Origin of the sequence: Sphingobacterium sp. CZ-2, from assembly GCF_004526235.1 — a bacterium.
In the GTDB taxonomy this organism is placed as follows: Bacteria; Bacteroidota; Bacteroidia; order Sphingobacteriales; family Sphingobacteriaceae; genus Sphingobacterium; species Sphingobacterium tenebrionis.
Genome location: NZ_CP038159.1, coordinates 1245758 through 1269969 on the forward strand (window position 1 = coordinate 1245758; position 24212 = coordinate 1269969).

The 24212-nt window shown below is 42.0% G+C and carries 17 protein-coding genes and 1 tRNA gene; 13 read left to right on the plus strand and 5 right to left on the minus strand.

Annotated elements, in window-relative coordinates; genetic code table 11:
- Window positions 1-2 precede the first annotated feature (2 nt).
- From E3D81_RS05695 to E3D81_RS05710, 4 genes are all read left to right on the plus strand, one after another.
- The gene (locus E3D81_RS05695; RefSeq protein ID WP_134776760.1) at window positions 3-311 is read left to right on the plus strand and encodes a DUF3817 domain-containing protein; all 309 of its coding nucleotides are present in this window, start codon (window positions 3-5) and stop codon (window positions 309-311) included.
- 1 nt (window position 312) lies between these two features.
- On the plus strand, window positions 313-777 hold the full coding sequence (locus E3D81_RS05700; RefSeq protein WP_134776761.1) for a hypothetical protein: 465 nt from the start codon (window positions 313-315) through the stop codon (window positions 775-777).
- Window positions 778-1248: 471 nt separating this feature from the next.
- Window positions 1249-1578 carry a hypothetical protein gene (locus tag E3D81_RS05705; RefSeq protein ID WP_134776762.1) on the plus strand — a complete coding sequence of 110 codons (330 nt, stop codon included), beginning with the start codon at window positions 1249-1251 and terminating at the stop codon, window positions 1576-1578.
- Window position 1579: 1 nt separating this feature from the next.
- Window positions 1580-2044 (plus strand): SRPBCC family protein, encoded by a 465-nt coding sequence (locus tag E3D81_RS05710; RefSeq protein WP_134776763.1) that lies wholly within the window; start codon window positions 1580-1582, stop codon window positions 2042-2044.
- 539 nt (window positions 2045-2583) lie between these two features.
- On the opposite strand, the gene E3D81_RS05715 is transcribed toward E3D81_RS05710, so the two are convergent.
- Together E3D81_RS05715 and E3D81_RS05720 are read right to left on the minus strand one after the other, a co-directional pair.
- Window positions 2584-2670: transfer RNA gene (locus E3D81_RS05715), tRNA-Ser, on the minus strand.
- Between the two features lie 206 nt (window positions 2671-2876).
- Window positions 2877-5009, minus strand: a complete 2133-nt coding sequence (locus E3D81_RS05720; RefSeq protein ID WP_134776764.1) for an HD family phosphohydrolase — start codon at window positions 5007-5009, stop codon at window positions 2877-2879.
- A 94-nt stretch (window positions 5010-5103) separates the two neighbouring features.
- Between E3D81_RS05720 and E3D81_RS05725 the strand changes: the two genes are divergently transcribed.
- Together E3D81_RS05725 and E3D81_RS05730 are read left to right on the plus strand one after the other, a co-directional pair.
- Window positions 5104-6030, plus strand: a complete 927-nt coding sequence (locus tag E3D81_RS05725) for a GLPGLI family protein (protein WP_134776765.1) — start codon at window positions 5104-5106, stop codon at window positions 6028-6030.
- Between the two features lie 33 nt (window positions 6031-6063).
- Window positions 6064-8769 carry a carboxypeptidase-like regulatory domain-containing protein gene (locus E3D81_RS05730; RefSeq protein WP_134776766.1) on the plus strand — a complete coding sequence of 902 codons (2706 nt, stop codon included), beginning with the start codon at window positions 6064-6066 and terminating at the stop codon, window positions 8767-8769.
- Between the two features lie 42 nt (window positions 8770-8811).
- On the opposite strand, the gene E3D81_RS05735 is transcribed toward E3D81_RS05730, so the two are convergent.
- The gene (locus tag E3D81_RS05735) at window positions 8812-9480 is read right to left on the minus strand and encodes an NAD-dependent epimerase/dehydratase family protein (RefSeq protein WP_134776767.1); all 669 of its coding nucleotides are present in this window, start codon (window positions 9478-9480) and stop codon (window positions 8812-8814) included.
- Between the two features lie 316 nt (window positions 9481-9796).
- Here E3D81_RS05735 and E3D81_RS05740 point away from each other — a divergent pair, with 316 nt between their 5' ends.
- From E3D81_RS05740 to E3D81_RS05750, 3 genes are all read left to right on the plus strand, one after another.
- Entirely contained in the window at window positions 9797-10561 is a 765-nt protein-coding gene (locus E3D81_RS05740) for a hypothetical protein (RefSeq protein ID WP_099367668.1), read from the plus strand.
- 96 nt (window positions 10562-10657) lie between these two features.
- Entirely contained in the window at window positions 10658-11185 is a 528-nt protein-coding gene (locus tag E3D81_RS05745; protein ID WP_099367669.1) for a YceI family protein, read from the plus strand.
- A gap of 385 nt (window positions 11186-11570) precedes the next feature.
- Window positions 11571-12095 carry a hypothetical protein gene (locus E3D81_RS05750; RefSeq protein ID WP_099367670.1) on the plus strand — a complete coding sequence of 175 codons (525 nt, stop codon included), beginning with the start codon at window positions 11571-11573 and terminating at the stop codon, window positions 12093-12095.
- A 105-nt stretch (window positions 12096-12200) separates the two neighbouring features.
- Here the strand turns inward: E3D81_RS05750 and E3D81_RS05755 are convergent, their stop codons facing one another.
- A complete protein-coding gene (locus tag E3D81_RS05755; protein ID WP_134776768.1) occupies window positions 12201-16055 on the minus strand; it encodes a TIM-barrel domain-containing protein in 3855 nt (1284 codons plus the stop codon).
- Between the two features lie 163 nt (window positions 16056-16218).
- Here E3D81_RS05755 and E3D81_RS05760 point away from each other — a divergent pair, with 163 nt between their 5' ends.
- The 4 genes from E3D81_RS05760 to E3D81_RS05775 all read left to right on the plus strand — a co-directional run bounded on the left by E3D81_RS05760 (window position 16219) and on the right by E3D81_RS05775 (window position 22919).
- Complete coding sequence (locus tag E3D81_RS05760) at window positions 16219-19557, plus strand: toll/interleukin-1 receptor domain-containing protein (protein ID WP_134776769.1); 3339 nt, start codon at window positions 16219-16221, stop codon at window positions 19555-19557.
- Between the two features lie 77 nt (window positions 19558-19634).
- Window positions 19635-21266: a RyR domain-containing protein gene (locus tag E3D81_RS05765; protein ID WP_167554243.1), complete on the plus strand. Its 1632-nt coding sequence runs from the start codon at window positions 19635-19637 to the stop codon at window positions 21264-21266.
- A gap of 45 nt (window positions 21267-21311) precedes the next feature.
- Window positions 21312-22142, plus strand: coding sequence for a bifunctional hydroxymethylpyrimidine kinase/phosphomethylpyrimidine kinase (gene thiD, locus E3D81_RS05770; protein WP_134776771.1), 831 nt, complete (start codon window positions 21312-21314; stop codon window positions 22140-22142).
- 309 nt (window positions 22143-22451) lie between these two features.
- On the plus strand, window positions 22452-22919 hold the full coding sequence (locus tag E3D81_RS05775; protein ID WP_134776772.1) for a copper resistance protein NlpE: 468 nt from the start codon (window positions 22452-22454) through the stop codon (window positions 22917-22919).
- A 210-nt stretch (window positions 22920-23129) separates the two neighbouring features.
- Here E3D81_RS05775 and E3D81_RS05780 read toward each other — a convergent pair whose 3' ends face one another.
- The gene (locus E3D81_RS05780; protein WP_134778390.1) at window positions 23130-24164 is read right to left on the minus strand and encodes a quinone-dependent dihydroorotate dehydrogenase; all 1035 of its coding nucleotides are present in this window, start codon (window positions 24162-24164) and stop codon (window positions 23130-23132) included.
- Between the last annotated feature and the right edge of the window lie 48 nt (window positions 24165-24212).

Sequence of the window (24212 nt, forward strand, 5' to 3'; positions counted from 1 at the left end):
TTATGTCCATTTCACTTAAAACAAATGTAGGAAGGCTAAGACTATTGGCTATATTGGAAGGTATTTCCCTTTTGCTACTCGTCTTTGTCGCTGTTCCACTCAAGTATCTTTTCGATTTCCCAGATATGGTTAAGGCCCTCGGTCCTATCCATGGAGTATTATTTGTGCTTTTTATTTTAAATACGATCAACGTAGGTATTGCGCAAAGGTGGGAATTCAAATCAACTACTTGGAAAGTATTGTTGGCTTGCCTGATTCCTTTTGGAACCTTTTACATCGATCACAGAATTTTAAGTAAAATAGAGAAATGATATGCAATGTCTAATAATAGGAAATGACGAAAAAGGATGGGCATTAGGCCTCGAAGCAGCTGACTATTTGTGGAATTCGGGCAATAAGATCTACTTAAGATCGTATTGCCATCAGATAGATAATGTAGAAAAAGAAAGAGAGTTGTTAAAAAACATTGATGTAATTTTCATATTTGAAATCGATAATCCAGCAGAAAATAGATCAAATAATTATCTCGACATTCTAACCTCGTTTGAAGTAGTTAGTGGATTAGGCTCGTTTTTAAACGATCGGTACAGCCATTGTCAACCTGATGATGATAGCTCATCGAATCCAATGGATAAAAAGATTATTTTATGCTGCAGTGAAGGTGTTTTTGTCAATTTTTTCATAGGGATTAGAAAGATATGGCTACAACCTGTTGTCAATTGGGATTCTTTCCAAAATTTTATCGATAGATTCAAGATAATTGGAAAGGTTTTTTAAGCACATATTGTATAATTACTTCCCGTTATTTGTGATATCATAGCTTTATCCTTTTTGTATGCAGGATTAAATCTGATTTTTCCTTAATTCTCTCTGTCTTTTGAAATTCTTTAATGCATTTTTCTGTGCTACTTTACTTTTCGAACAATTTGCTGTAAACATTGATTAATGTTTTTTAGATTTATAGAGAAATCCTTCTGACAGGATTTGAGAACAGTATCATTCTTGTTTGTTTTAACACCAATTTACATGAGATATCTATTTTATTTAATATTAATTCTATCCTTAAGTTCTTGTACATCCACCCGAAAATTAAGCAAGAAGTTTTCGACCAAAACGGCTTCTGTCAGCGGAAATTTTAAAAGTGAATTATATTCAAATAAGGCCGTTAATAGAGCAAAACCATACCAAAAAAATAGTATAAGTTTATGGAGACTGTTATCGACATTCAGGGTCGATAAAGATAGTATTATGGAAGGTGGAGAAGATATGCAAGTCAGATTGACACTTTTAAATACGGATGAATTAAAAGTGGATGCTGTTGATTCAGGACAACAAATAGCTACCTTTCGAATTCCTGTAACCCCAAAAAATAATTATCTCATCCTAGAAAAGAAAAGAAACCTAATTCCCCTCCCATTTATCTATTTTAAAGTCAAAGAAGAGATAAGTATTCTTTCAGCACTACAGAACGGAAGGATTGGATATAGCAGCCATCAGGAGCACTCTTTGTGGATTTTGTTTTTCGGTGCGAGTAATATCAGTGGAATTCAAGAAGAATACGTACGAATAAAACAATAATATGCCAATCATTCACCTCGAAACCCACATTAATGCACCTGTAAATCGAGTATTCGATCTGGCAAGAAACATCGATTTGCATCAGTATTCTACCAAACAGACTAATGAAAGAGCTATAGCTGGTCGAACATCAGGACTCATGGAATTAGGGGAGACCGTTACGTGGCGAGCAAAGCATTTCGGAGTGTATCAAAATCTGACAGTCAAGTTGACTAAGATGGAGAAACCACATTTTTTCGAGGATGAAATGATTCAGGGTGCCTTTGCCTCCATGAAACATAGACATGAATTTGTAGCAACAATTAATGGTACTAAAATGATTGATCGATTTGAATTTACCTCTCCATTGGGTTTACTAGGTCGCTTAGCGAACCAACTGTTTCTGAAAAACTATATGCGGAAGTTTTTATTAATTAGGAATCAAGAGTTGAAAGATATTGCGGAGGGACAAGCTTGGAAGGAATGATTCAAAAGCGTTCATTGAATTGAATTGTCAATATTGCTTTTTTTAAAGTCTTAATTGGTAATTTTTGAATGATTACTAGGTGAAAATCCAGATTCCCAGTCTCAGGATTTTGTATTGATTTGTTGGCCGATAAACTTATTATTTAATACCAATTTGTTAAATGATGGTAAACAATGTTGAATTTGTTATGAACTATTATATATAAGCAATACATTCGTATTATCATCACCCAAAGGGCGAAGGACTTTGCTTGGCTTAATTGCTACAATCGTATTGCCTTAAGTTACGTATCCCACTCACGAAGTGGGGTTTTTCATGAGTAAAATTCGTCATAAAATCTTTTGTATCTATTTTTCACCTTAAAATCAATGAAAAATGCAATCACGAGCATTAGGTTTATTGTAATTTGACGGTTTATTATCACAAAATTCTTTTCCTTAAACCAATAATATCGTTGATTTTTCTCAATTGCATGGACTTTAAAAAATGGCTTAAATCCATAAAAAAAGCCTTATCTGGTGATAAGGCTGTTATCTTTGCGGAGAGGGCGGGATTCGAACCCGCGGTACCGTTTCCAGTACGACAGTTTAGCAAACTGTTCCTTTCGGCCACTCAGGCACCTCTCCGGGTTTCGACAGTGCAAACATAAAGTAATTAATTCACTCTTCAAAGCCGTTTACACACATTTTTTAACTTTTTCCCCGCCAAAATCCCAACCTTCTGAATCTCAATATATTTTTTCTACCTCCCACTTAATCTCAATATATTTTTTCCACCTCCTCCTGAATCTCAAAATAAATAATCCACCCCCATCTGAATCTCAATATATTTTTTATCCCTCCTTCTTCTTCGTCAGATCATAATCAATCCTAACATGATAAATACTCTTCAACATCGCCTTAAAAATCTTCGATGCCTCCGTAATATCCCGCATCGTAATATTCGCATTCGCAAACTGCCTTTGCATCAACTTATGCTCAATGATCTTGTCCACCAGATTATTGATAGACTCCTCCGTAGGTTCCTTTAATGCCCTGGAAGCCGCCTCCACCGAGTCCGCCATCATCAAGACCGCCGTCTCCTTCGAAAAAGGAACCGGGCCAGGATACTTAAAGATAGACTCATCGATCACCTTATCCGGGTTATCCTTCACCGCCAAATTATAGAAATAATCCACCTTCGTCGTACCATGGTGCGTACGGATAAAATCAATCACCACCTCCGGCATCTGATGCTTCCGCGCCATCTCGATCCCCTTCAGCACATGCGAAATAATGATCTGTGCCGATTGCTCCGGCGTCAGCTCCTCATGCGGATTATCATTCGTCTTCTGGTTCTCGATAAAATACAATGGATTGATCATCTTCCCGATATCATGGTACAAAGCACCCGCACGAACCAATAAAGGGTTCCCCCCTATCTTATAGATCGCTGCCTCCGCCAGGTTCGCCACCTGCAAAGAATGCTGGAAAGTGCCCGGTGCCTTCAAGGAAAGCTCCCGCAACAAGCGCGAGTTCGAGTTCGTCAGCTCCATCAAGGTCAGATCCGACACAATGCCGAACAACTTCTCAAACGCATAGATCAATGGATAGGCCAATAAGGTCAAGCCTACACTCACCGTAAAAGGAAGGATATCCTGCCAATAGATGCTGCTAAAGGATCCGTTACGCGTCAATACCAGCCCCACATAGGCCATGATGTAGGTCGCCAGAATAATGACCGAGGAAACCAGGAATTGCTCCCTTTTCACCAAGGTCTTGATGCTATAGATGGCCACCATACCTGCCGTAAACTGCAGGAACACAAAGTCAAAACTATTCGGAACAAACAGTCCTGCCACCAGCACCATCAAGATATGTATATTCAATGCAATCCGCGTATCGAACAACAAGCGGAAGATAATAGGTACACTACAATACGGAATGTAATACAGGCTTGGGATCTTCATCTTGATCGCCCAGCTCAATACCCCCAGCATCACCAGGATCACCAGAAAGATAATGAACAACAGCCGGTTATTATTAAAGATATCGATCCGGAAGAAGTACAGGAAAACCATTAACAAGGTCATCGCCAGGGAGATCAGGATAAAATGTCCGAAGGTCACCAGGTTCTGCTCACCCGATATCCGCGATTCATCCTCAAAGACCTTCCGCAACGATTCCAGCTTCTGGTAACTGTCGTTGTTCACGATCTTGCCCTGCTCCGCGATCAGCTCATCCTTCTGCACCATCCCTCGCGTGGTCGAAATATTCGAAAGCGCCGTCTGCTCCACCTTATTCGTCTGGCTTTCATTAAAAACAAAATTGATCGTAATGTAACTCTTCAGGATCTCCGCCAACCAAGGCTTAAAGCTTATCTCCGTATTCCGCTCCAGTGCACTCCGGATATATTGGTTCGCCGTTTCGATCGTAAAACAATCCACCGTATTCTTCTGCTGCGCAATATTATCATGCACCAGCACAAAATTATACTCCATCGCCGTCGGATCATGCTTCAAGGAATCATCCCCCTTCACCTGAAACCGGTTATTCAAAGAGATCACCCCCCGACCATAAACATAATCCAAAAGCGCGGTCCCTACTGCTCGATATTTATTGATATCGGCTCCCTCCACGGAGTCCAACTGGCTGGATTGCCATTTCTCGTTCAGGTCCGTATTGAACTGGTCGATCTGCTCCTTGCTCACCACATCGTGCAGGTTGTAGATCGGCTGAACCGTCTTCAGGATATACTGCTTATCCCGCGCCAGCTCCTCCGGCGTCTTTAAGATCGCAAAGTTATAGGGAGATACCAGGTTCTCATGGTTCCAAGGTTTCCCCTTCTGGTACTCGTACCGAAATCGTGGTTGCTTAGGCAAAAATATACAGATCAGAATGATCGTCAATACCACCATCCCATACTTCCAAACCGTTGAATTGTTCTGCAATTTATCCTTAGGGTAATTTATCTTCAGTTTTGCCACGTTTCTTTTTGTTTTATCCTTCCTAACAAATGTAATTATTTTCTTTTTGTATATATTACTAATATTTCGTAGGTTTATTAAAAATTAATAAACCATGAAAAGATCGATCCTATTTTTTGCCGCTTTAGCCTTCAGCATAGGCCTTTCCGCACAGGAAAAACCAGTCGCCAAGGTACATTACCAGTTCAAACATATCAACGACACCAACCAAAGAACGAATCCCCGGCTGGATGAAGTCGTTACTTACCTTGGACAGAAAGGTTCCTATTATACTTCCTATTCTTCAGAGCGATTGAACCAGGAAGTGAAAAAACAGATGGAAAGCCCAAGTTTTGATGGTAATCTGGTGCTGAGCAAAAGCTCAACAGCCATAGACCGCAACTTTATCATTCAACCGGAAGAAAAGAAAATCTTGGAGATTGCCCGATTTGGAGGGAATACTTTTTTGATGGATAATGCCTACGATGTACCGGAATGGGAGATCCATGACGAAACCAAGACCATTGGAGGCTATACCTGCCAAAAAGCGACAACCAACTACAAGGGCAGACAATACACCGCCTGGTTCACCACCGACTTGCCTTTTTCCTTCGGTCCTTGGAAATTACATGGCCTTCCAGGCTTGATCCTATCGGCAGAAGACCTCAAAAAAGAAGTGGTTTTTGAATATGCCGGCTTCGATAAATTGGATGAAACCAACAACGTCCTGATAGAAGCTCCGGATTATGCGATCAAATCTACCCCAGCGGAGGTTAAAAAACAAGAAGAGGGATACCGGGCAAATCCGATGGCCTATATGCAGGCAAAAACGGGAGGCAGTTCCACGACGATCAGCAGTGGTAGTTCAGGAGGAAGAGGTGGCATGACTATCGTTAGTGGAAGGCCCTCAGGCTCTTCCTCTTCATCGGCTATTTCTGGTTCCATGGATCCAAGTAAGATTAAATCTCTTACGGTGAAAAGCGATAACAGCAATTACAAACCATCGCCTATTGTGAATAATCCCATTGAATTAAAACCATAAACAATTCACAAAACAGAAGATCTAAAACCAACCATGTTCCTACGTTATTTAACCTCGCTAATATTAGCCTGTTTGGCCTCCCTATGCTTTGCTCAAGGGCAAAGCATACAAGGCTACCTGATCGACAAGCAATCCGGAAAAGCCATTCCTTCCGCCAGTATCCTGCTGAAATCAGCAGAGAATAAGATCTTGGCCTTCAAACAGACCGATAGCAAGGGTTATTTTCAACTGCAGAACAATGCCGCAACAAAAGGAAGTCGGTTAGAGATCAACCACCTAGGCTATAAAAAATTTAGTATGTCCTTGTCGGAAGTAACACCTGCAGATCAATCCAAAGAACAACCTGACCTTAAAAATCTAAAAATAGAGCTGGAACAGAATACCACCCTCCTGGATTCCATCATGGTCAAATCCCGACCGGCGATCCAGCGTATCGGAGATACCATCAGCTACAACGTGGATAGCTTTGCCAACGAAATGGACCGTTCCATTGGGGATGTGCTCAAAAAATTGCCCGGTATGGAGGTTTCCGACAATGGAAACATCAAATTCCAAGGAAAGTCCATCTCCCACCTTTATATCGATGGAGATGATCTCCTGGAAGACCGGTACAACATCGGAACCCGCACCATTCCATACAAAATGGTCAAGGACATCCAGGTATTGCAGAACCATGAACACCTCAAGGTCCTAAAAAACAAGAAATTTACGGATGCTGTAGCCCTTAATCTGGTCATCAAGGATGAAGCGAAAATGAAGATGACCGGCGAAGTGAAATTAGGGGCTGGAATTCCCAAACAATACGATGCCGAACTCAACAGCATCCTTTTCAACAAGAAATTTAAGGTGCTCAATGTGCTACAAGGGAACAATGTAGGTCGCGATCTGGAACAGGATTTCACAGGCTTCAACAGCAATTCCATTATGGGAAAACTTGGCCGTACCGCCATCAACAACCTCCTCTCCCTGGGAACAGTAGGACCGCCAATGCTGGGAAAAGCCAATTACTTCCTGAACGACCATGCCAGCCTGAATGCCAATAACCTGGTCAACCTGAAAAACGACTGGCAGTTGAAATCCAATATCCAATTGATGTTGGGTCGCGATGAAAACCATTTCGAAGGTACCAATACCTACCTCACCGAAAATGAGCAGTTCGTTCTTCAAGAGGTCCAGGATAAGGATAACGAACAGTTTATCAGTTCCTTGAGGTTTACGGCCAGCATGAACAGTAAGGATAAATACATCAACAACATTTTGGCCCTCGAATACAGGCAGGATGAAGGTATGGCGGATATAATGGCCAATAACACGAACAACAGCGGTAGACTGAACGAAAAGATAAAAGGCTTTTCCAATCATTTCTTCTATATACCCCAAACCAAAAAAGATAATCTCATAGAATTGGAATGGTACCTGGATTATGGCAATAAACCGCAGACTCTTCGTTTAACCCCTGGTGTATTTGCCGATCGCTTAAACAATAACCTGCCCTACGACGCCAGCCTCCAATTTGTGGAAGTGCCCACCCTATTTTCCAGGGCAAATCTAGGCTACCGCATCCCAACCACCAAGATCCGACAGAGTTATAGACTGGGCGCTATCCTCGACAAACAGCAGTTCAATAGTCGATTAGAAAAGGAAATAGAAGGCAGCAGCATGGCTTTCCCACAGGATTCCCTAACTAACCAGATGGACTGGCAACGGTATAGCCTCTCTACAGAAGCGGGATACGATTGGGAAAAGAAACGTTTGGCAGTAACATTGACCTTACCCCTCATGCTGCAGTTCACCCACTTTGCCGACCCGAATTTTGATATCAACAATAAACAACAGCAGCTGCTTTTCCAGCCTTCGCTGAATGCCAAATTGCGGGTGGCGTCGGAGGATGAGCTGAGCTTAGGTATCCACCGTACCAAATCTTTTGGAAATATCGACAATGTATACCGGGGAATCGTCCTCCGCAATTACCGCAGCCTGTCCAATAACTTGGCCGGACTAGCCGAATATGAATCCCGGTCTGCCAATCTGAATTACAAGTTCAACAGAACATTGAAGATGTTCTTCATGAACGCAGGAATCAGCTATTCCCAGAATATCTCCTCCAACATCATATCCAACGAAGTGGGAGAAAACAGCACCAATACCCAATTGTTGGACCGAGAGAACCAAGTCAATTCCCTATCCACCAGCTTTGGGATCGATAAGTACATCTTCAAATGGGCAAGCTCCCTAAAAGTCAATGCCAACTGGAGCATGACCGACTACAACCAATTGTTCAATCAGGAGCTCCTCCCCTTTAAACAGTACAGCTATAGCTTGCGGACCCAGGTGGAAACCAAGATCTGGAAGAACCTGAACCTATCTTACTTCGGTTTGGCGAGCTGGTCGGATAATCAAGCTGGATCAGGCGATGGAAGCCTCGATCGAACCTCCTTTAATGTCAACCAATCCGTTGGATTGCCAGTATACCTCTTCAAGGGATTGACCCTGCGCATCACGGCGCGGCACCTATTTAATCAACAGGAAGGCTTAAAAGATATCAATTATGTGTTTTTGGATGGATTTGCAAGATATCGTTTTGCCAAATGGAAGACAGATCTGGAATTGAACATGACCAACCTCGCCAATGTCAAATCCTTTGAAACCTATTCCATCAGCGCTAATAGGCAGAGCCATAACCTGTATCAGCTCCGGGGTAGAATGGCGGTGCTAAAGGTGATCTTTAATTTCCTATAAAACCAAGTTAGAAAAGGATTCGGTTATTTGTTCAAAAAACGATTATTGATTATTGTTGGCCAAAAAGGAAATATCCTGAATCTCCAGCACATGTTTATTATACCCATGCAACGACACATTGATCATGGCACGGCCAACTTCCGCTAAGGTCAAAAAGTAGGTTTTATTGAATGGACGCAGGAATGGGTACAGAAATTCGATGACCTTAAAAGCGCCCTTTACATTCTTGGCCCCTTTGGTTGGGCCCATTATCCCAGGCCTAAAATTATACACCGCCCGAAATGGCAAACGCATCAGGTCATTTTCTGTTTTCCCCTTCACCTTCGCCCAATTCACCCTGCCCTGTTCCGAACTGTCTGTACCTCGGCCAGAAACATAACAGAAAACCATCTCCGGATTGATAGCTACCAAATCCTTGGCGAAATTCAAGGTCAATGTATAGGTCAGGCGGAAATACTCTTCCTTAGACATGACCACCGAGGAAACTCCTGCACAAAAGAAGCAGGCATCATACCCCATCAATTCCTCTTTGATGCTGCTTAGGTTATTAAAATCACTATGGATCAGTTCCTTCACCTGCGGATGATCGATACCATAAGGCTTCCGATTCAACAATAAAATTTGTTCTACATTTGGGTTCTGCAAGCATTCCAGCAGTACTCCGTCTCCAACCATTCCTGTTGAACCTGTTATAATTACCTTGATCTTCATCTAATCTCCTTAATCTTCCTCAAATTTCCATAATCTGCAGCCTAGGTATATACTACATAAATTGTTCCATTTATGTATCTACAGGCCTTTCCTTAAAACATAAAATATATCTCCAGCTTGGGAAAACAGATTTAAAAATTTAAACCTCGGCTTAAGCCTATCGAAAACATTAGTCATATCATAGCAAAGAGTGCATCATTTTTAACTTCCAACAGGTAAATTAACACCCAAAAGAATTTTTTATAAATTATTTTTTTATTTTTCTATGATAATTTTAGACAGCCTTTATCTTTGCTGAAAATTAGTAACCGTAATTTTGGAATTTAAACGTAAAAGAGATAAAATAAGCGACAATGTGGGTAAAACCATCATGATGTTGTTCGTGTTGGTTATTGTGGGATATATCTTCCCGTTTCGCTACGCCTTATATTGCCTCCCAATCAGTATAGTCATCATATTTATCCGAAACAATCTCCGATTCACTTTCTCCAAACTGATCTATATCAAGCTGTTCAGCACCTTTGTATTTGTCTACCTACTCTTTTTGCTCACGATAAGCATCTCCCCTTACCTCAAGATTCAGGAATTCAAATGGTCACATCCTAGCTGGAAAAAGAAAGAAGTGGAAATCCTAGACCTGGAACCCCATCATTTTAGAGGCTTCAAAAGCAATGGTCATGCTTTTGTGGAGATTTGTTTTCAGAGCAGGACCAATGGAAAAGAATATAACCATATCCAACAATATACCTTAAAACGATATTTCCCTTTCTGGGACAAGCGGAGTACCAGCCAAAAGAAACAGGAGACACTGCTGATTGCGGAAAAAATGTTGGTCGAGAAATCCTATAGCTGCTTGGTCAATTCAAAAAACCCAAACCAAGCGATATTATTCCTGCCCATTTCCTATATCGATCTGCGCAGCTCTGTTTTCTATCAGGTACTGAGCAGTTTTACCATCCTAGCCGCCCTTTTCTTTATCTTCGCATCCATCCTCATCTACCTGCTGACCATACGCATGGCCAAACACAAGGCTTCGGAAAAGCTCTATGAAAAGCTTTTACGGAAAAAAGAGATTTCTTAACATACATCAATGTGCAGCTTTTTTTCCTGCCCTATCTTTGTTGCAACAAACAAAATCAAAAGAAAAGTATTTATATCATTTAAAAAAGAAAATATTATGGCAACTTGGAACTTAGACCCAGCACACAGTGAAATTGAATTTAAAGTAAGACACATGATGATCTCTACCGTTAAAGGTCAGTTCACCAATTTCGACATTACCGTTGAAAATGATGGTGAAGGGCTTGAAAACGCAAAAATTTCGGTAGACATCAAAACTGATTCCGTAAGCACCAACAACGAACAACGCGATCAACACTTAAAAAGTGAAGATTTCTTCGGTGCTGCTTCCCATCCTTCGATCACGTTCGTTTCCACGAAAATCGTGAAAGAAGATGAAGAAGAGTATAAATTGACTGGTGATTTGACCATTAAAGGAAATACAAAATCTGTAACATTTGATGTGGAATTTGGTGGTACAAGCCAAGATCCTTGGGGCAACCAAAAAGCAGGTTATACTGTAACCGGAAAGATCAACAGAAATGATTTCGGTTTGACTTGGAATGCGGCTTTGGAAACTGGTGGTGTGATGGTAAGTGACGAGGTGAAGTTCCAAGCAGAAGTACAATTTATTTTAGCTAATTAATGATTTAAAATTGGCTGATCGACAATATCTACCATTAGCTGATTAATATCATTCAAAACTAAAAACAAAGGGGCTGTCCGATACGGATGGCCCCTTATTTTTTGGGTTGGCTTCGAAGTGAAACCATACTGAAAGTAATGTGAAAGTATGTTTTTACTATGTTTTATATACAAAAACATGCTTTATGGTTGCTTTAACCGTGTTTTTAGAGTGAAATTAACCTTGGTGGTTGGTGACTGTCTCATTTTTTTGATAATATACGTTTGTATAGTTGATAGGCTGATTGTTTAAACAACAAGTTAAACAAAATATCGCTTAAAGGAAATAAAATAACCTTATATATCTATTTTTTTATTAACATTGTACCATCTATTAATCGTACGTTATGAAACTAAAATCAATTACCTTAGCCTTAGCTGCCCTATGTTTGAGCAGTATGGCATTTGCACAAAATCCAAATACCCATGAAGAGGGTCCAAGAGCACAGACCATCTATTTTGAGGTTTTAGGACCTGGGATTACCTATTCCGTAAACTACGACACGCGTTTTCAGAACACACGTAATGGTTTTGGTGGCCGTATTGGGGTCAGTTATTTAAATATTGACGATGAAGGTGTATTTACATTGCCTGTAGGATTAAATTACCTATTGGGTAAGAACAAACATTACTTTGAGATGGGCGTAGGTGCTACTTATTATAATGTTTCCTGGGATGAGCAGAATGATCCGAACAATGAATTGTTATTTATTGAAGGAAATAGATCCAGTATGGTGGGGAATTTGACTTTCGGATATCGCCTTCAGCCGGTAGATGGCGGATTTAATTTCCGCGCAGGTTTTACTCCGACGTTTGGTAAAGGTTTCTTTATGCCTTATTTTCCGCATTTGAGTTTAGGGTATACTTTTTAAAAAATTTCCCGTCATTGCGAGGAGTTTTCGTCATTGCGAGGAGGTACGACGAAGCAATCTTTCGATTAGTTCAAAGATTGCTTCGTTCCTCGCAATGACGTATGGCTAAAACCTCACCGCATCCAAGCCCTTATCCACCAATATCCCATCCAGCATCTTCAAATTAAATTTCAAAGCTCGTTTGGCTTTCAACTTAATAACAAAAATATCCCCTGAATCAACCTTCAGCGTCTCCTGATTTCCTACATTCACAAAAGTCGGATATAACGCCTTCTGACCATTCGTATGCAATCGATCATTCGTCATATTATCCATCTGCTTCACTAGCATATTCTCAATCCCCACATACTCATAATCCTGCGAACTATAAGGGAGTGCAAAGCTCAACGCATTAACCCCAACAAGCTTATTCCCTTTCACATGGATCTCCACGATTTCATCCTTCGCATAATTCACTTTATCCGTACTGATACTAATAGAACCACCTAATTTCTCTTCCGAATTAATCTCTACTCCCCCATCCAAACGCGTTGCCACATTCGAAATATCATAAGCATCGATCAAGCCATTCTTATTGATATCCCCATTGCTCACATAACCTTCAAAATCCGCATCACCTTGTCTCAAACCTGTATAGTTAAGATAAGAAGTCAAATCATTCCGATCGATCAAACGGTCATTATTAATATCCCCCGGACGGTAACTCTCTGTTCCAGGAACTTTGAACACATACAATTCCCTACCCGATCCAAATCCGCCAACCGCATCGCTGATTGCCAATTTGATAAACCTTGCATTCGGTTTTTCCGAGAACACAAACTGCTTTTCGCTATCATTGTTTTCCCAGTTGATATCCCCTGCTTCCGTCCAATTCTTCTTATCCGAACTGTAATACACCTTTCCTTTCAACAGAATTCCATTTCCACGGCCAGATCTCGGCAAATAATGGAACTTATCCAATTGATTAAAGGAGTTCAGATCAATGATCATATCAAATGGAACCGCTTTCTGACCCCACTTAGTATGCCACATGTTCCCCTCATCAAAATCGAACAACCTGTTCACCCCTTCTGACCCCTGGTTAGGCACAGAAGTACTCGCCGTAATACCAGTAATCGCAAATTGCAATGGATTCGCTTTGGTTTTCTTTTGGAAATCCTTCCAATCCGAAACCCCATCCTTATTCACCGAACGGATCTTAAATTGATAATCCGTTTCCGCTTTCAGCCCATCAAACAACAAGGTACTGTCCTGAATATGTGAATACAACATATCCTGAAAACTGATCTCGTAATAATCTGCGTTATTCACCAAATCCCAGGTTGGGCTCAGCGTATAAGCTTTGGTATTTGCCTCGCTGACCTGCACACGGGCAGGTGCCGCAACAGCACCGGTAGATTTCAGGAAGGTATTCATAGGTTGAAAAACATACCCTTGGATCTCCGTAGAAACTGCCTCCTCTTGCGTATTCACCTTCTCCACTTTCACATGGATCAATGGATTCTTGATGATGGCCACTTTTTCAAATTCACTTCCTTTGGTCGCAAATTGATTCAGATTCGGACGCTCCTCATAAAAATAAACATTCGTACCGCTACTGAAATCCTCCAAGTTGTTCACTTCCGTTAATTTCACCCTTTTTTTGCCAATAAAAGCCAAAACTCTTTTCGGTTTAGCCGTAGCATTTACCCTAAATTCCGTCGATCTCTCTGCAACAAAATCCGGATATTCACCAACCGTCGGGTGTACAGTGATCTTGGCCTTGCCCTTATCATCCAGCTCCGAATCGATACAGGTGGTCACCCCTTGTCCATACAGATATGCCTGCGTTGCCCCATCATCATCGTACTCGTTGAAGATGGTTTTGCCGAATGGATAGACTTCATAGATCCGATGATCTTTCTTGATCTCCTTGACATTATTGTTCGGATTGGTCAATGGAATAATGGCGCCACGCTTCACAAAAACAGGCAATTTCCAGATCGGTGCCTGGTAATTGTTCACAATACGATTCCCTGCAAACGTTTCACCAGAGAAATAATCCACCCATTCCCCTTCCGGCAGGTAAATCCCGTTCCGGATGTCATTCCCCAAGGTATCTGCCTTGGTCTCCTGATAGATCGGAGCCACCAAAATATTTGGTCCGTAAAGGAATTGATATTGGGTAGATGTTCCTAAGGTATATGGATTAGGATAATCCAGGAACATGGCGCGGATCATGGGTTTTCCGTCCAAAGCTTCTTTGGCAATACTATAAGCATAAGGCATAAGTTCCGATTTCCATTTCAGGTAATGCCTATTGATGGAAGCTACCGGTTCGCCCAAGGCATGCGGATATTTCTCATTGGATCCCCAACCGTCCATATTCAATTCCATTGGGGTAAAGGTTTTCCATTGGAAGTCGCGGGTATTGACGGTTTTATTTTTCCCGCCGAAGATACCATCCATATCCGAAGTAATATTCGGCTGTCCGGATAAACCGGAACCAATATAGGTTGGAATATGGAAACGGATGTATTCCCACACCCCGCCAGTCTGGTCACCGGACCAGATTCCGGCATAACGTTGGGTTCCGGCCCAGCCATCCAAGGAGATGATAAATGGTCGGGCATCATTGCCATAATAAGGCATGATATGCCCCACATCGGCCACACCATTCAATCCGAAGGAATATCCAGCTCCAACCCAGGCCACATCCGTTTTCAGGACGCGAACACCGGCATCACGCACCTCTTTCACGATATCACGCTGCAATAAGGCTCCAATGGAATCCTTTGGATGTAGATCCGATTGGGTCCAAAGACCGATCTCCACCCCATGCTGACGTGCATAATCCCCAAATTCTTTCAGGTTTTGGATATTACCATCCAAGGTTTCGGTCTGCCCATAACCCGCTCCATAACCATCGTTCGGAAGTACCCAACCCAATGGCATATCATGGTTCTTATAGCGATCAATCACCGCTCGCGCAGAAAATTGATAATTGTTCTTTTCTCCATTCAAGGACTCTTTCGTTCCGCCCTCATTCTTGGAACTCTCCTTATACCGTTTACCATCTTCAAAAAGAATCCCTTTTTCATCTTCCTTCCAAAAATCGCGGTTATACGCATTCAGATGGCCTTGGTAGAATCCAAACTTTGGAATCAAAACCGGATGGCCAGTCAATTGATAGAAATCGTTCAATAAACCGATCGGTGAATCACTCACCGTAATGAACGCATCCAGGTAATTGGTTTCATGGGATAGGTTGACAACGGCTTTCTCTTTGTTCCCGAAGTCGTATTTTCCCTTTTTGAAGGTGTACCACATAAAGCCATAGCCTTTGGTTGACCAATAGAAAGGTGTTGGCGAAGCAACTCCCCCATCTGTCCAGCTGTTGGTGTTTTCGATCAGAATGGTCTTTCCTTTATGGGAGAACCTGCCGTTCTGCACCCCACCCCCATAAAAATATTCATCCGGGTTTTCCTTGAATTTCAAGACCACCTGCTTCTTATCGAAAGCGAAAGCGGCAAGGGATTCCAAGACCAATTGATTGTTCTTTTTATTATAAACTTTAAAGGTGGTTGTTTTTTTATCGACCTCAATCTTCAGTTCTGCTGTTTCGATGCTCGCTACGTTGGCATCAGATGATACTTGGAGTTGGTTCACGGATTTCCTAGGATTATCGACCAGGATCTGGGCTTCAGGTTTTGCCTGCGGATCGCGAAGGATTCCGCCATGGTTGTCCTGAAAGATCCGAAAGATGTTGTTCCCATAAAAATCCAAAGCAATACGCTGCTTATTGGATAATAATAGCTCTACCGTTGTTGGGTTTATCTTACTGATGGAAACAACCGACACGCTATCCTGCTGTTGGATATGTTGGGCTATAGGTTCTGAAAATGTAGTCGCCATGGATGGACCAGCAAAAAGCAAGGAGATTGCCAATGCCCAGTACATCTTTGAATGTTTGTTATGCATATAATACGATCAATATTTTAATTCTGTCTGCTGTTTATGTTTAATCGTATGTTTTAAAAAAGGTTTTTAAAGGTAGCAAATTCGGGATAAAAACAATTCAAGCCTATTAAGAAGTTACAAAAACTTTGTGGATTAATTTTTGTGTTAGAGAAAGGAGCTAATTATGGAGAACCAAGAAAACGAAAAGAGATATAAAGCATTTATTAGCTACAGTCATGCAAACAATCAGGGGGAAGGGCGCAAATGGGCAGACTGGCTACATCATGCTTTAGAGACCTATGAAATCCCGGAGGATCTCATCGGTAAGAAAAATAAGGCCGGACAGGAAATTCCGCGGCAGATCTACCCTGTTTTTCAGGATGAAAAGGAACTTTCAGCAAGTTCCAGTTTGAGCAATTCCTTGACCTCTGCCCTGGACAATTCCGAATTTCTGATCTACCTCAGCTCACCCCGCTCGGCGAAATCCACGTATGTAAGGGATGAGATCCGCTATTTCAAGCAAACGGGAAAATCCAAACAGGTTATGGCATTGATCATCAGTGGAGAACCCGAATACGGAGAGGTTCAGACCGATGCCCAATGTTTCCCGCCAGAATTGAGATTCCATGTGGATGCCGATGGGAAAGTGGATGAAACAAAACCGGAAGAGGTGTTGGCAGCGGATGTTCGCATCCCCCACAGCCAAGAAGAAGGTTTTACCTCCGCCGAGGCGCTAAGAAGGCAACTGCACGATAATAATGTTCCCCAACAGCAGATCAAAGCGGAAGTGGAGGAATACAAAAAGCGGTTGGATTTGGCCTTGTTGAAGATCATCTCCGGCATTTTAGGGGTTCCATTGGGCGAATTGACCAAGCGCGACCAGGCCTATCAGATGGAGAAGATGAAGCAAAAGAACCGCAACATCAAACGCATTGCTACAGCGATCTCGGCCTTGGCCATCATGGCTATCATTGCTGGGATATTTGCCTGGAACCAGCGAAATTCTGCCTTAAGGAATCTGGCGAAATCACTTTATACCTCTGGCATCAATAAATTGACCGAAAGCGAATATGGCGATGGAGCCGCATATATTGCTGAAGCAACCCGCCGTGGGGATGAAAGCGCCAAATTATTTGCCAATTCCATGCTGGCCGTACAAGAGGATCTGACCCTGATGCCCAATATGAACTATGGGAATCTGCGATTCAGCCCGAATGGTAAATGGCTCGTTGGATTTGCCAATGTAGGCGGGTTCAAAAATGTACTACAGGTTTGGGATGCCGTAAATAGAAAGTTCCATAAACAGGTGGATAGCATTTATATCAATCAAATCCGATATCCTTTGTTCGATGCGCAGCAACGGGTCTATGTTACAGCAAAAGATCGGAACAATATTGTTCGCTATGATATCGAAAAGGATAAGGAGGAATTACTCCGAGCGAATCAGGATTCTAGTTTTGTTTATAATTTAGCGGTTTCGCCAAATGGCAAATACGTTATTTTTATTGTTAAAACGGCATTCTATTTATTGGATACAGAAACCAAGTCGGAACAATTAATATGGAATATGCCACAGTATGGTGCCAACAGTGCTTATTTCTCCAGCAATTCTAAAAACTTTGTGTTAAGCCATACTCTAAACAGTGATTTAACAACGGTTAAATTCTTTGATATCCAAGCTGGGAATGCCAATGAGCTGACCGAAAAGCCCTTAAATTCCAGTATTGCAAAAGCAACCTTTTCAGACGACGGGAACCAGATTTTGGTCAATAACCTGGATGGATTATATGCCTATAATTTCAGCACTGGGGCTTCCTGGGCTAGTTTAAGGCCTATCAATGGCGCAGGTTATCAATATGCTGGTTTTGTAAACAAAGAGCTTTTTGCAGGGAGTGGAAATTCCATAAGCCGATTGGATCCCAACTCCGGTAGGGTATTGAAAAGCAGCCCCCTACCGGAAAACCTATTCTACCTTTCCAAATTGAATAAGATCATCGAAAATGACCCATCTAATCTGGATTTTACTTCTCCTGATTGGACCCAAACTTTGGTCAGCAATAATAAACAGACTTTTATTGAAAATGTAAAGGCATTGCCGTTGAACCTTGCCCAACTGTTTGGGCCAAAGGACATGAAGATTTTCATTCCTGGGCTGTTAGAAAATGAAGCCTTGATCTCCTATAAAAACAAAAAGCAGATCGATAAGATAAACTTGGACACCCAGGAAAAGACCGAAGGGTTTATCCGGATACCGGAAGTAATGGAAACCATGATGGTCCTTTATAAATCAAAACATATTTTGGTAAAGGGTTCCAGCGGAAAGACCTACATATTTGATGCAGCAACCGGTAAACAGAAAGGAACACCTTTTGCAACCCAGGCCAAACTTTATCTATTCAATGCCGATCAAAGTCAGGTGTTGACCCGAACTTCGCAAAACAGTTTCGCTGCTTGGGATGTAGCTACCGGAAAACAATTATTAACCTATGAAGAGAGTAAGCCTTTAGTTGGTTTTTCGGTTTCATCAGATTTTAGCAAAGCGATTATCGTAGAACCTGGGAAATGGAGAGTAATCGATATTGCCAGCAAAAAGGTGCTTAAGGAAGGTAAGGAAAATTTAAGTTCTGGGAAGTTCAATCCCGCAGGAAAACATTTGGTTCTGGTGGAAGGAAATGGTAATACCCAGGTGTTGGAAACCCAAAACTTCCAACCCATCCTTAAATTGAAAACGATTGAATTCCCATTTATCACGTTTAATAACAAAGGTAATGTCATGGCCATTTCGGAAGATGCCAATCATATGCGGTTATGGGATCTGGATAAAAAGAAATCCTTTGGCCAGAACATCCGGGTCAGCAAAACTTCCACGAATTTCCATTTCACCGAAGATGACCAACGTATCATCATTCAGGATGACACGGACAACCTGAACTATGTTGTAAAAGTCATAGATGCCAAAACGGGCAATATTTTGACCATGCCCTTTATCAACCAACGTTTTGATAGAATGTACATCATGCCAGGCGACAAGAAGATCATGACCTGGACCAGCCTGATGGAAGGCAATAGCATTAATATCTGGGAAATCCCTGGATTGGTCGATATCAACAAGGATAAACTGGCGAATGATTTGGAATTGTTCTATGGGAAGAAATACGATGAAGAAACCGGCTCTATCCTTCCTTATGTTGGCAATAAAGCCGATTTCAACACTTGGTATTTCGAGGATCCTTATACACGGACAGTTTCGCCAAACTCCAACAATAATATCTTGGATGTGCTTCGAAAGAACTACCCCATCAAGAACGATGCGAACCTGCAGATCTTAGGGGTGGCCTATAACCATCATCCCCTATCCCGAGCCATGCTGGCGGCACATTTTTCAAAGCATCCGGAACAGAAATACCTTGGAAAAAGATTGTTGGCCGTCACGGAAATCCAATTAGCAAAAATCAAGGATAAAGGCTTGAAGACCGAAGTGGAAAACCTGTTGAACGAAGCAAAACAGAACCTGAACAAATAGCAGCGAAAAAAAGATAACGACGCATGAAGTTAACCCGCAGACAGAAAGGCCTCCTAGGCATTTTATTTATCATAGCCATGATCATTTTGTCCTGGATAGGATTGGCGAAGTATTTTCCGGAGAGTAATGTGCTTCGGTATATACCGGACCGCATCTACCGCATCATCAAGATCGTTTTTGGTGGGGATCCCTCGGCAAGTTCCTTGGAACCAGATCATGTTCCCTGGGAGTTGATCCTAGTCAAGATCGGCAGTATTTTCATCCTATTGTTTGGGGCATACAAGATTATCCAAAAGGTCTTTTCGGAACAGCTGAATTTATTGAAGGCTTCTTTAAAAAACAGGCATACCATTTCGGTGGGGATTTCGAAAAAGGGAAAACAGTTATTGCATAGCGTGAAGAAAGACAAACAGGAAAAGGCAATCGCGATCGAAAAGGAATTGGAACATGTAAATAGCAGCAGCATCAAAAAGGAAGGACATCTGCTCATCAATGGGAATGCGGAAGATGAGCTGACCTTATTGGAGGCGGGCATCCGTAGAGCTTCCCGATTGATCGTTTTTCTGGAAAACGAACAGACGGTCATCGAAATCGTTCAAAAGGTGCAGGAAATCTTGAAGAAGAAACCTTCGGATCAGTTGTTGAAATGCTACATCCACCTTCGGAACCCGCGGTTGGTGGATCTGTTGAAGAATGCCGGCCTCCGGTTTGAACGCAGTAATATGGAGCTTCATTTTTTCAATATCCATAAGATGGTCGCTCGTTCATTTTTCAATCGAATTCCTCATTTGGTTCGGGAACAACAGCTGGAGTTGAACACCTTGAAGCAATTGGTTTTTATCGGTTATTCTGATTATGCCAAGGCTTTGATGATTCAGGCCTTCCGGATCTTGCACTTCGATCCCCAACAAGATTTTAGGATTTTGGTCTTTTCGAACAATACAGCAGCAGAGCAGCTCATTTTTGAAGAACAGTTCCCTAAGGCGCATCATATTTTTGATTATTCATTTGTTCCGTTCCAGGGATCGTTCAATAACGTCTTCCAGGAATCGGGATTATTGGAACAAGGGAATCGGAGTTTGGTTATCCATGCCGATGCGGATGATCAGACCAACCTCAACCTGGCATTGGAAATGTTGGATCGGACCAAAGGTCAGGACTTCCCTATTTTCTGTCTGAATACCGAGGGTGATGGCCTAAGGTCATTGATTGCGCAGGAAGAGGAACTGAAGCGGATTCAGTTTTTTGGAAATATGGAGGAGACCTGTCATATCGAATTTATTACCGGCGAAAAACAGGATCGATTGGCACAGGCCATCCATGATGATTACAGGAAATTATTGGCTGGCACCGAGTCGGAGAGTGCAAGTTATACTTCGGATTGGCTGACCTTATCGGAAGATGCGAAGGATGCCTCCAGGACGCAGGCTGATCATATCATCTATAAATTTTTGCTGACAGGTAAACCTTTGGTTGATCCAGATCCATCCAGATTGGATTTTGAAGGGGATGAGCTGGAAACTTTGGCCATGATCGAACATAACCGTTGGATGGCACATCGCTATATCCAGGGATGGGATTTTGGCGAAGTGCGGGATGATCAGTTGAAACTTCATCCCTCTATGATCCCTTGGGATATCCTATCGGAAAGTGAGCGGCAAAAGGATCGCGATACGGTGTTAAGGCTAAAAGAGTTGATGAAAGTTTAATATCTTTGGGAGCATGAAGGAGAAGACCAGAATATCTTTGGAAGCATGAAGGAAAAGACCAGCTTTCGGGTTCCTATCGTGTTGAGCATTGCAGGCTTTGATGGGTCTGCAGGTGCCGGCATTCAGGCCGACAATAAAACCATCGGTTCATTGGGCTGTTATGCTGTTAATGTCCTTTCGGCTTTACCCATCCAGAATAGCCTAGGTGTTAAATCGGTCTTCGCCTTACCCTCTGCTATTTTCCAACAACAGCTTATTTCGATAGTTGAAGATTGTTATCCGGATGTGATAAAAATCGGGATGTTGTATCAGGCGGATGATGTTGCTTTCTTAGCGGAATTTTTGCAGGATTATCAGGGTAAAGTGGTGATGGACCCGGTGATGATCAGCAGTAGTGGGCATAGGCTTATGGAGGAAGATTGTTTGATGCGTGTAAAGCAGGATATTTTTCCTTTAGTGGACCTGTTGACCCCGAACCTTCCCGAAATATCCTATTTGTTGGGAGAAACGGTTAAGGAGTTGGCCGACATGGAAAGTATTTCCTCTGCGGCCTTGGATTTGGGTGCTAAAGCAGTGCTATTGAAGGGGGGGCATCTGGATTCGGATGTGCTTAGTAGTATGTTGGTACAAAAGGATAAGGATGTGAAGATTTTTGAAACGGAAAGGATAGAAAGTCGGAATACGCATGGGACAGGTTGCACACTTTCATCGGCCATAGCTAGTTATTTGGCACTAGGCGAAGATTTGGAAACGGCTTGTGAAAAAGGGATTGTTTATACGCACAGGGCAATTGCTACAGCGGTAGACCTGGAGATCGGAAAGGGAAATGGCCCATTGAACCATGCCTTTGATCCGAAGAAATTAATAAAGATTTAACCTGTTTTTCTTATACAAGCTGATTTATAAGTTTATTTACTTCATTCACTACCTCTAACGTGTGGAAATTGTTAATTAATCATGATTTTTTTAGTAAGTATAGGTTTGGATTTCCTTTGTTACAATTGAATAATAAAACAGGAAATATCGATTATTTTACAATTTTGAACTAATAAATAATTTAATGGGCGCAAATTGAACACAATGTAGCTTTTTCATTATATTATAAGAAAAATTATGTAACAAACTCCTATATATTACATCTTAATCGAAGAATTTTAGTAAATTAGGTAAACTTTTAATAAAAGTATGAGAAACACATTTTTGGCAATGGGGGCCATTGCGTTGATTTCTTTTAGCGCTTGTACCTCCAATAATAAAAAGCAATTTGAAACGAAGGACACTTCGGAATTGGTATCTCCGGATACGACAGCCACTGCTCATGCAGATCATGCGCACAATTCGCAGAATTCCTTGGATTGGAATGGAACCTATAAAGGGGTTGTTCCTTGTGCGGATTGTCCGGGAATAGAGACGACCATTGTTTTGAATAATGATGAGACGTTTAGTTATACGGGTGTTTATCAGGAAAGAGATACCAAGGTGGAAGATACCGGGAAGTTTATGTGGCATGACAATGGAAGTGTGGTGCACCTGATGGGTAAGGAAGTGAACATGAAGTTGAGGGTCGGAGAAAACAGGTTGTTTTCTTTGGATCAGGATGGGAAGCCTATTGAGGGACCATTGAAGGATAAGTATATCCTGGAAAAACAATAAAGTCTTTTACACTAACAATTAATAATGAAAAAGCCGGAGTTCTCCGGCTTTTTTGGTTTTATTAGGCGTCAATGAGGATGTTTTTTGCGTCATTGCGAGGCACGAAGCAATCTTTCGATTAGTGTAAAGATTGCTTCGTACCTCGCAATGACGATATAGTCGCAATGACGATGGATTGCTTCGTCGTACCTCCTCGCAATGACGCAATCCCTACCCCCGTCTCTTCAAAATCCCTTTACAAATATCCCCTACCAATCCCGGGCCCTCATAAATAAACCCGGTATACACCTGAACCAAACTCGCTCCAGCATCCAACTTATCCAACGCATCCTGCGCTGAATGGATACCACCTACCCCAATAATCGGGAAAGCCTTCCCAGATTTCTCCGACAAATACCTAATCACCTCCGTAGAACGTTTCGTCAATGGCGCACCACTCACTCCCCCAGCCTCTTTGACCAATTCCGCATCACTCCTTAACCCTTCCCTGGAAATCGTCGTATTCGTAGCAATCACTCCCGCAATCTTCGTATCCATCACAATCTCCACAATATCATCCAGCTGCGAATCCGTTAAATCCGGTGCAATCTTCAACAAAATCGGTTTCTGCGAAGCCTTCTCCAGATTCAATTGCTGCAAGGTGTTCAGAATATGCTTCAATGGCTCTTTCTCTTGCAAATCCCGTAATCCAGGCGTATTTGGCGAACTCACATTCACCACAAAATAATCCACATGCTCATACAGCGCATGGAAACAATAGATATAATCATTGACCGCCTCTTCATTAGGCGTCACCTTATTCTTTCCGATATTCCCCCCAATGATAAGCCCATTCCGATCCTTCAGATGTTTCAATCGTTCCGCCGCCACATCTGCTCCCTGATTATTGAAACCCATCCTATTGATCAAGGCCGAATCGTTAACCAATCGAAACATCCGTGGTTTATCATTTCCCGGCTGTGGCTTTGGAGTAACCGTACCGATCTCAATAAAACCAAATCCCAACTTCGCCATGTCCTCAATATACTCCGCATTCTTATCGAATCCTGCAGCTAAACCCACCGGGTTCTTGAAGGTCAATCCGAATACCTTGGTCTCCAATCGCGGATCTTCCACGCTGTAAAGCGATTTCAACAAGGCCTTAGATCCCCAGATTTTATTGAATACATGAAGCCCTCCGGTCACCGTATGATGCGCCTTCTCCGGGTTCATTGAAAAGAAAAATGGTTTTACGAGCTTATACATACCTGCAAATGTAGCCAAAGATGGAGAAATATTCATTACTTTTGCATC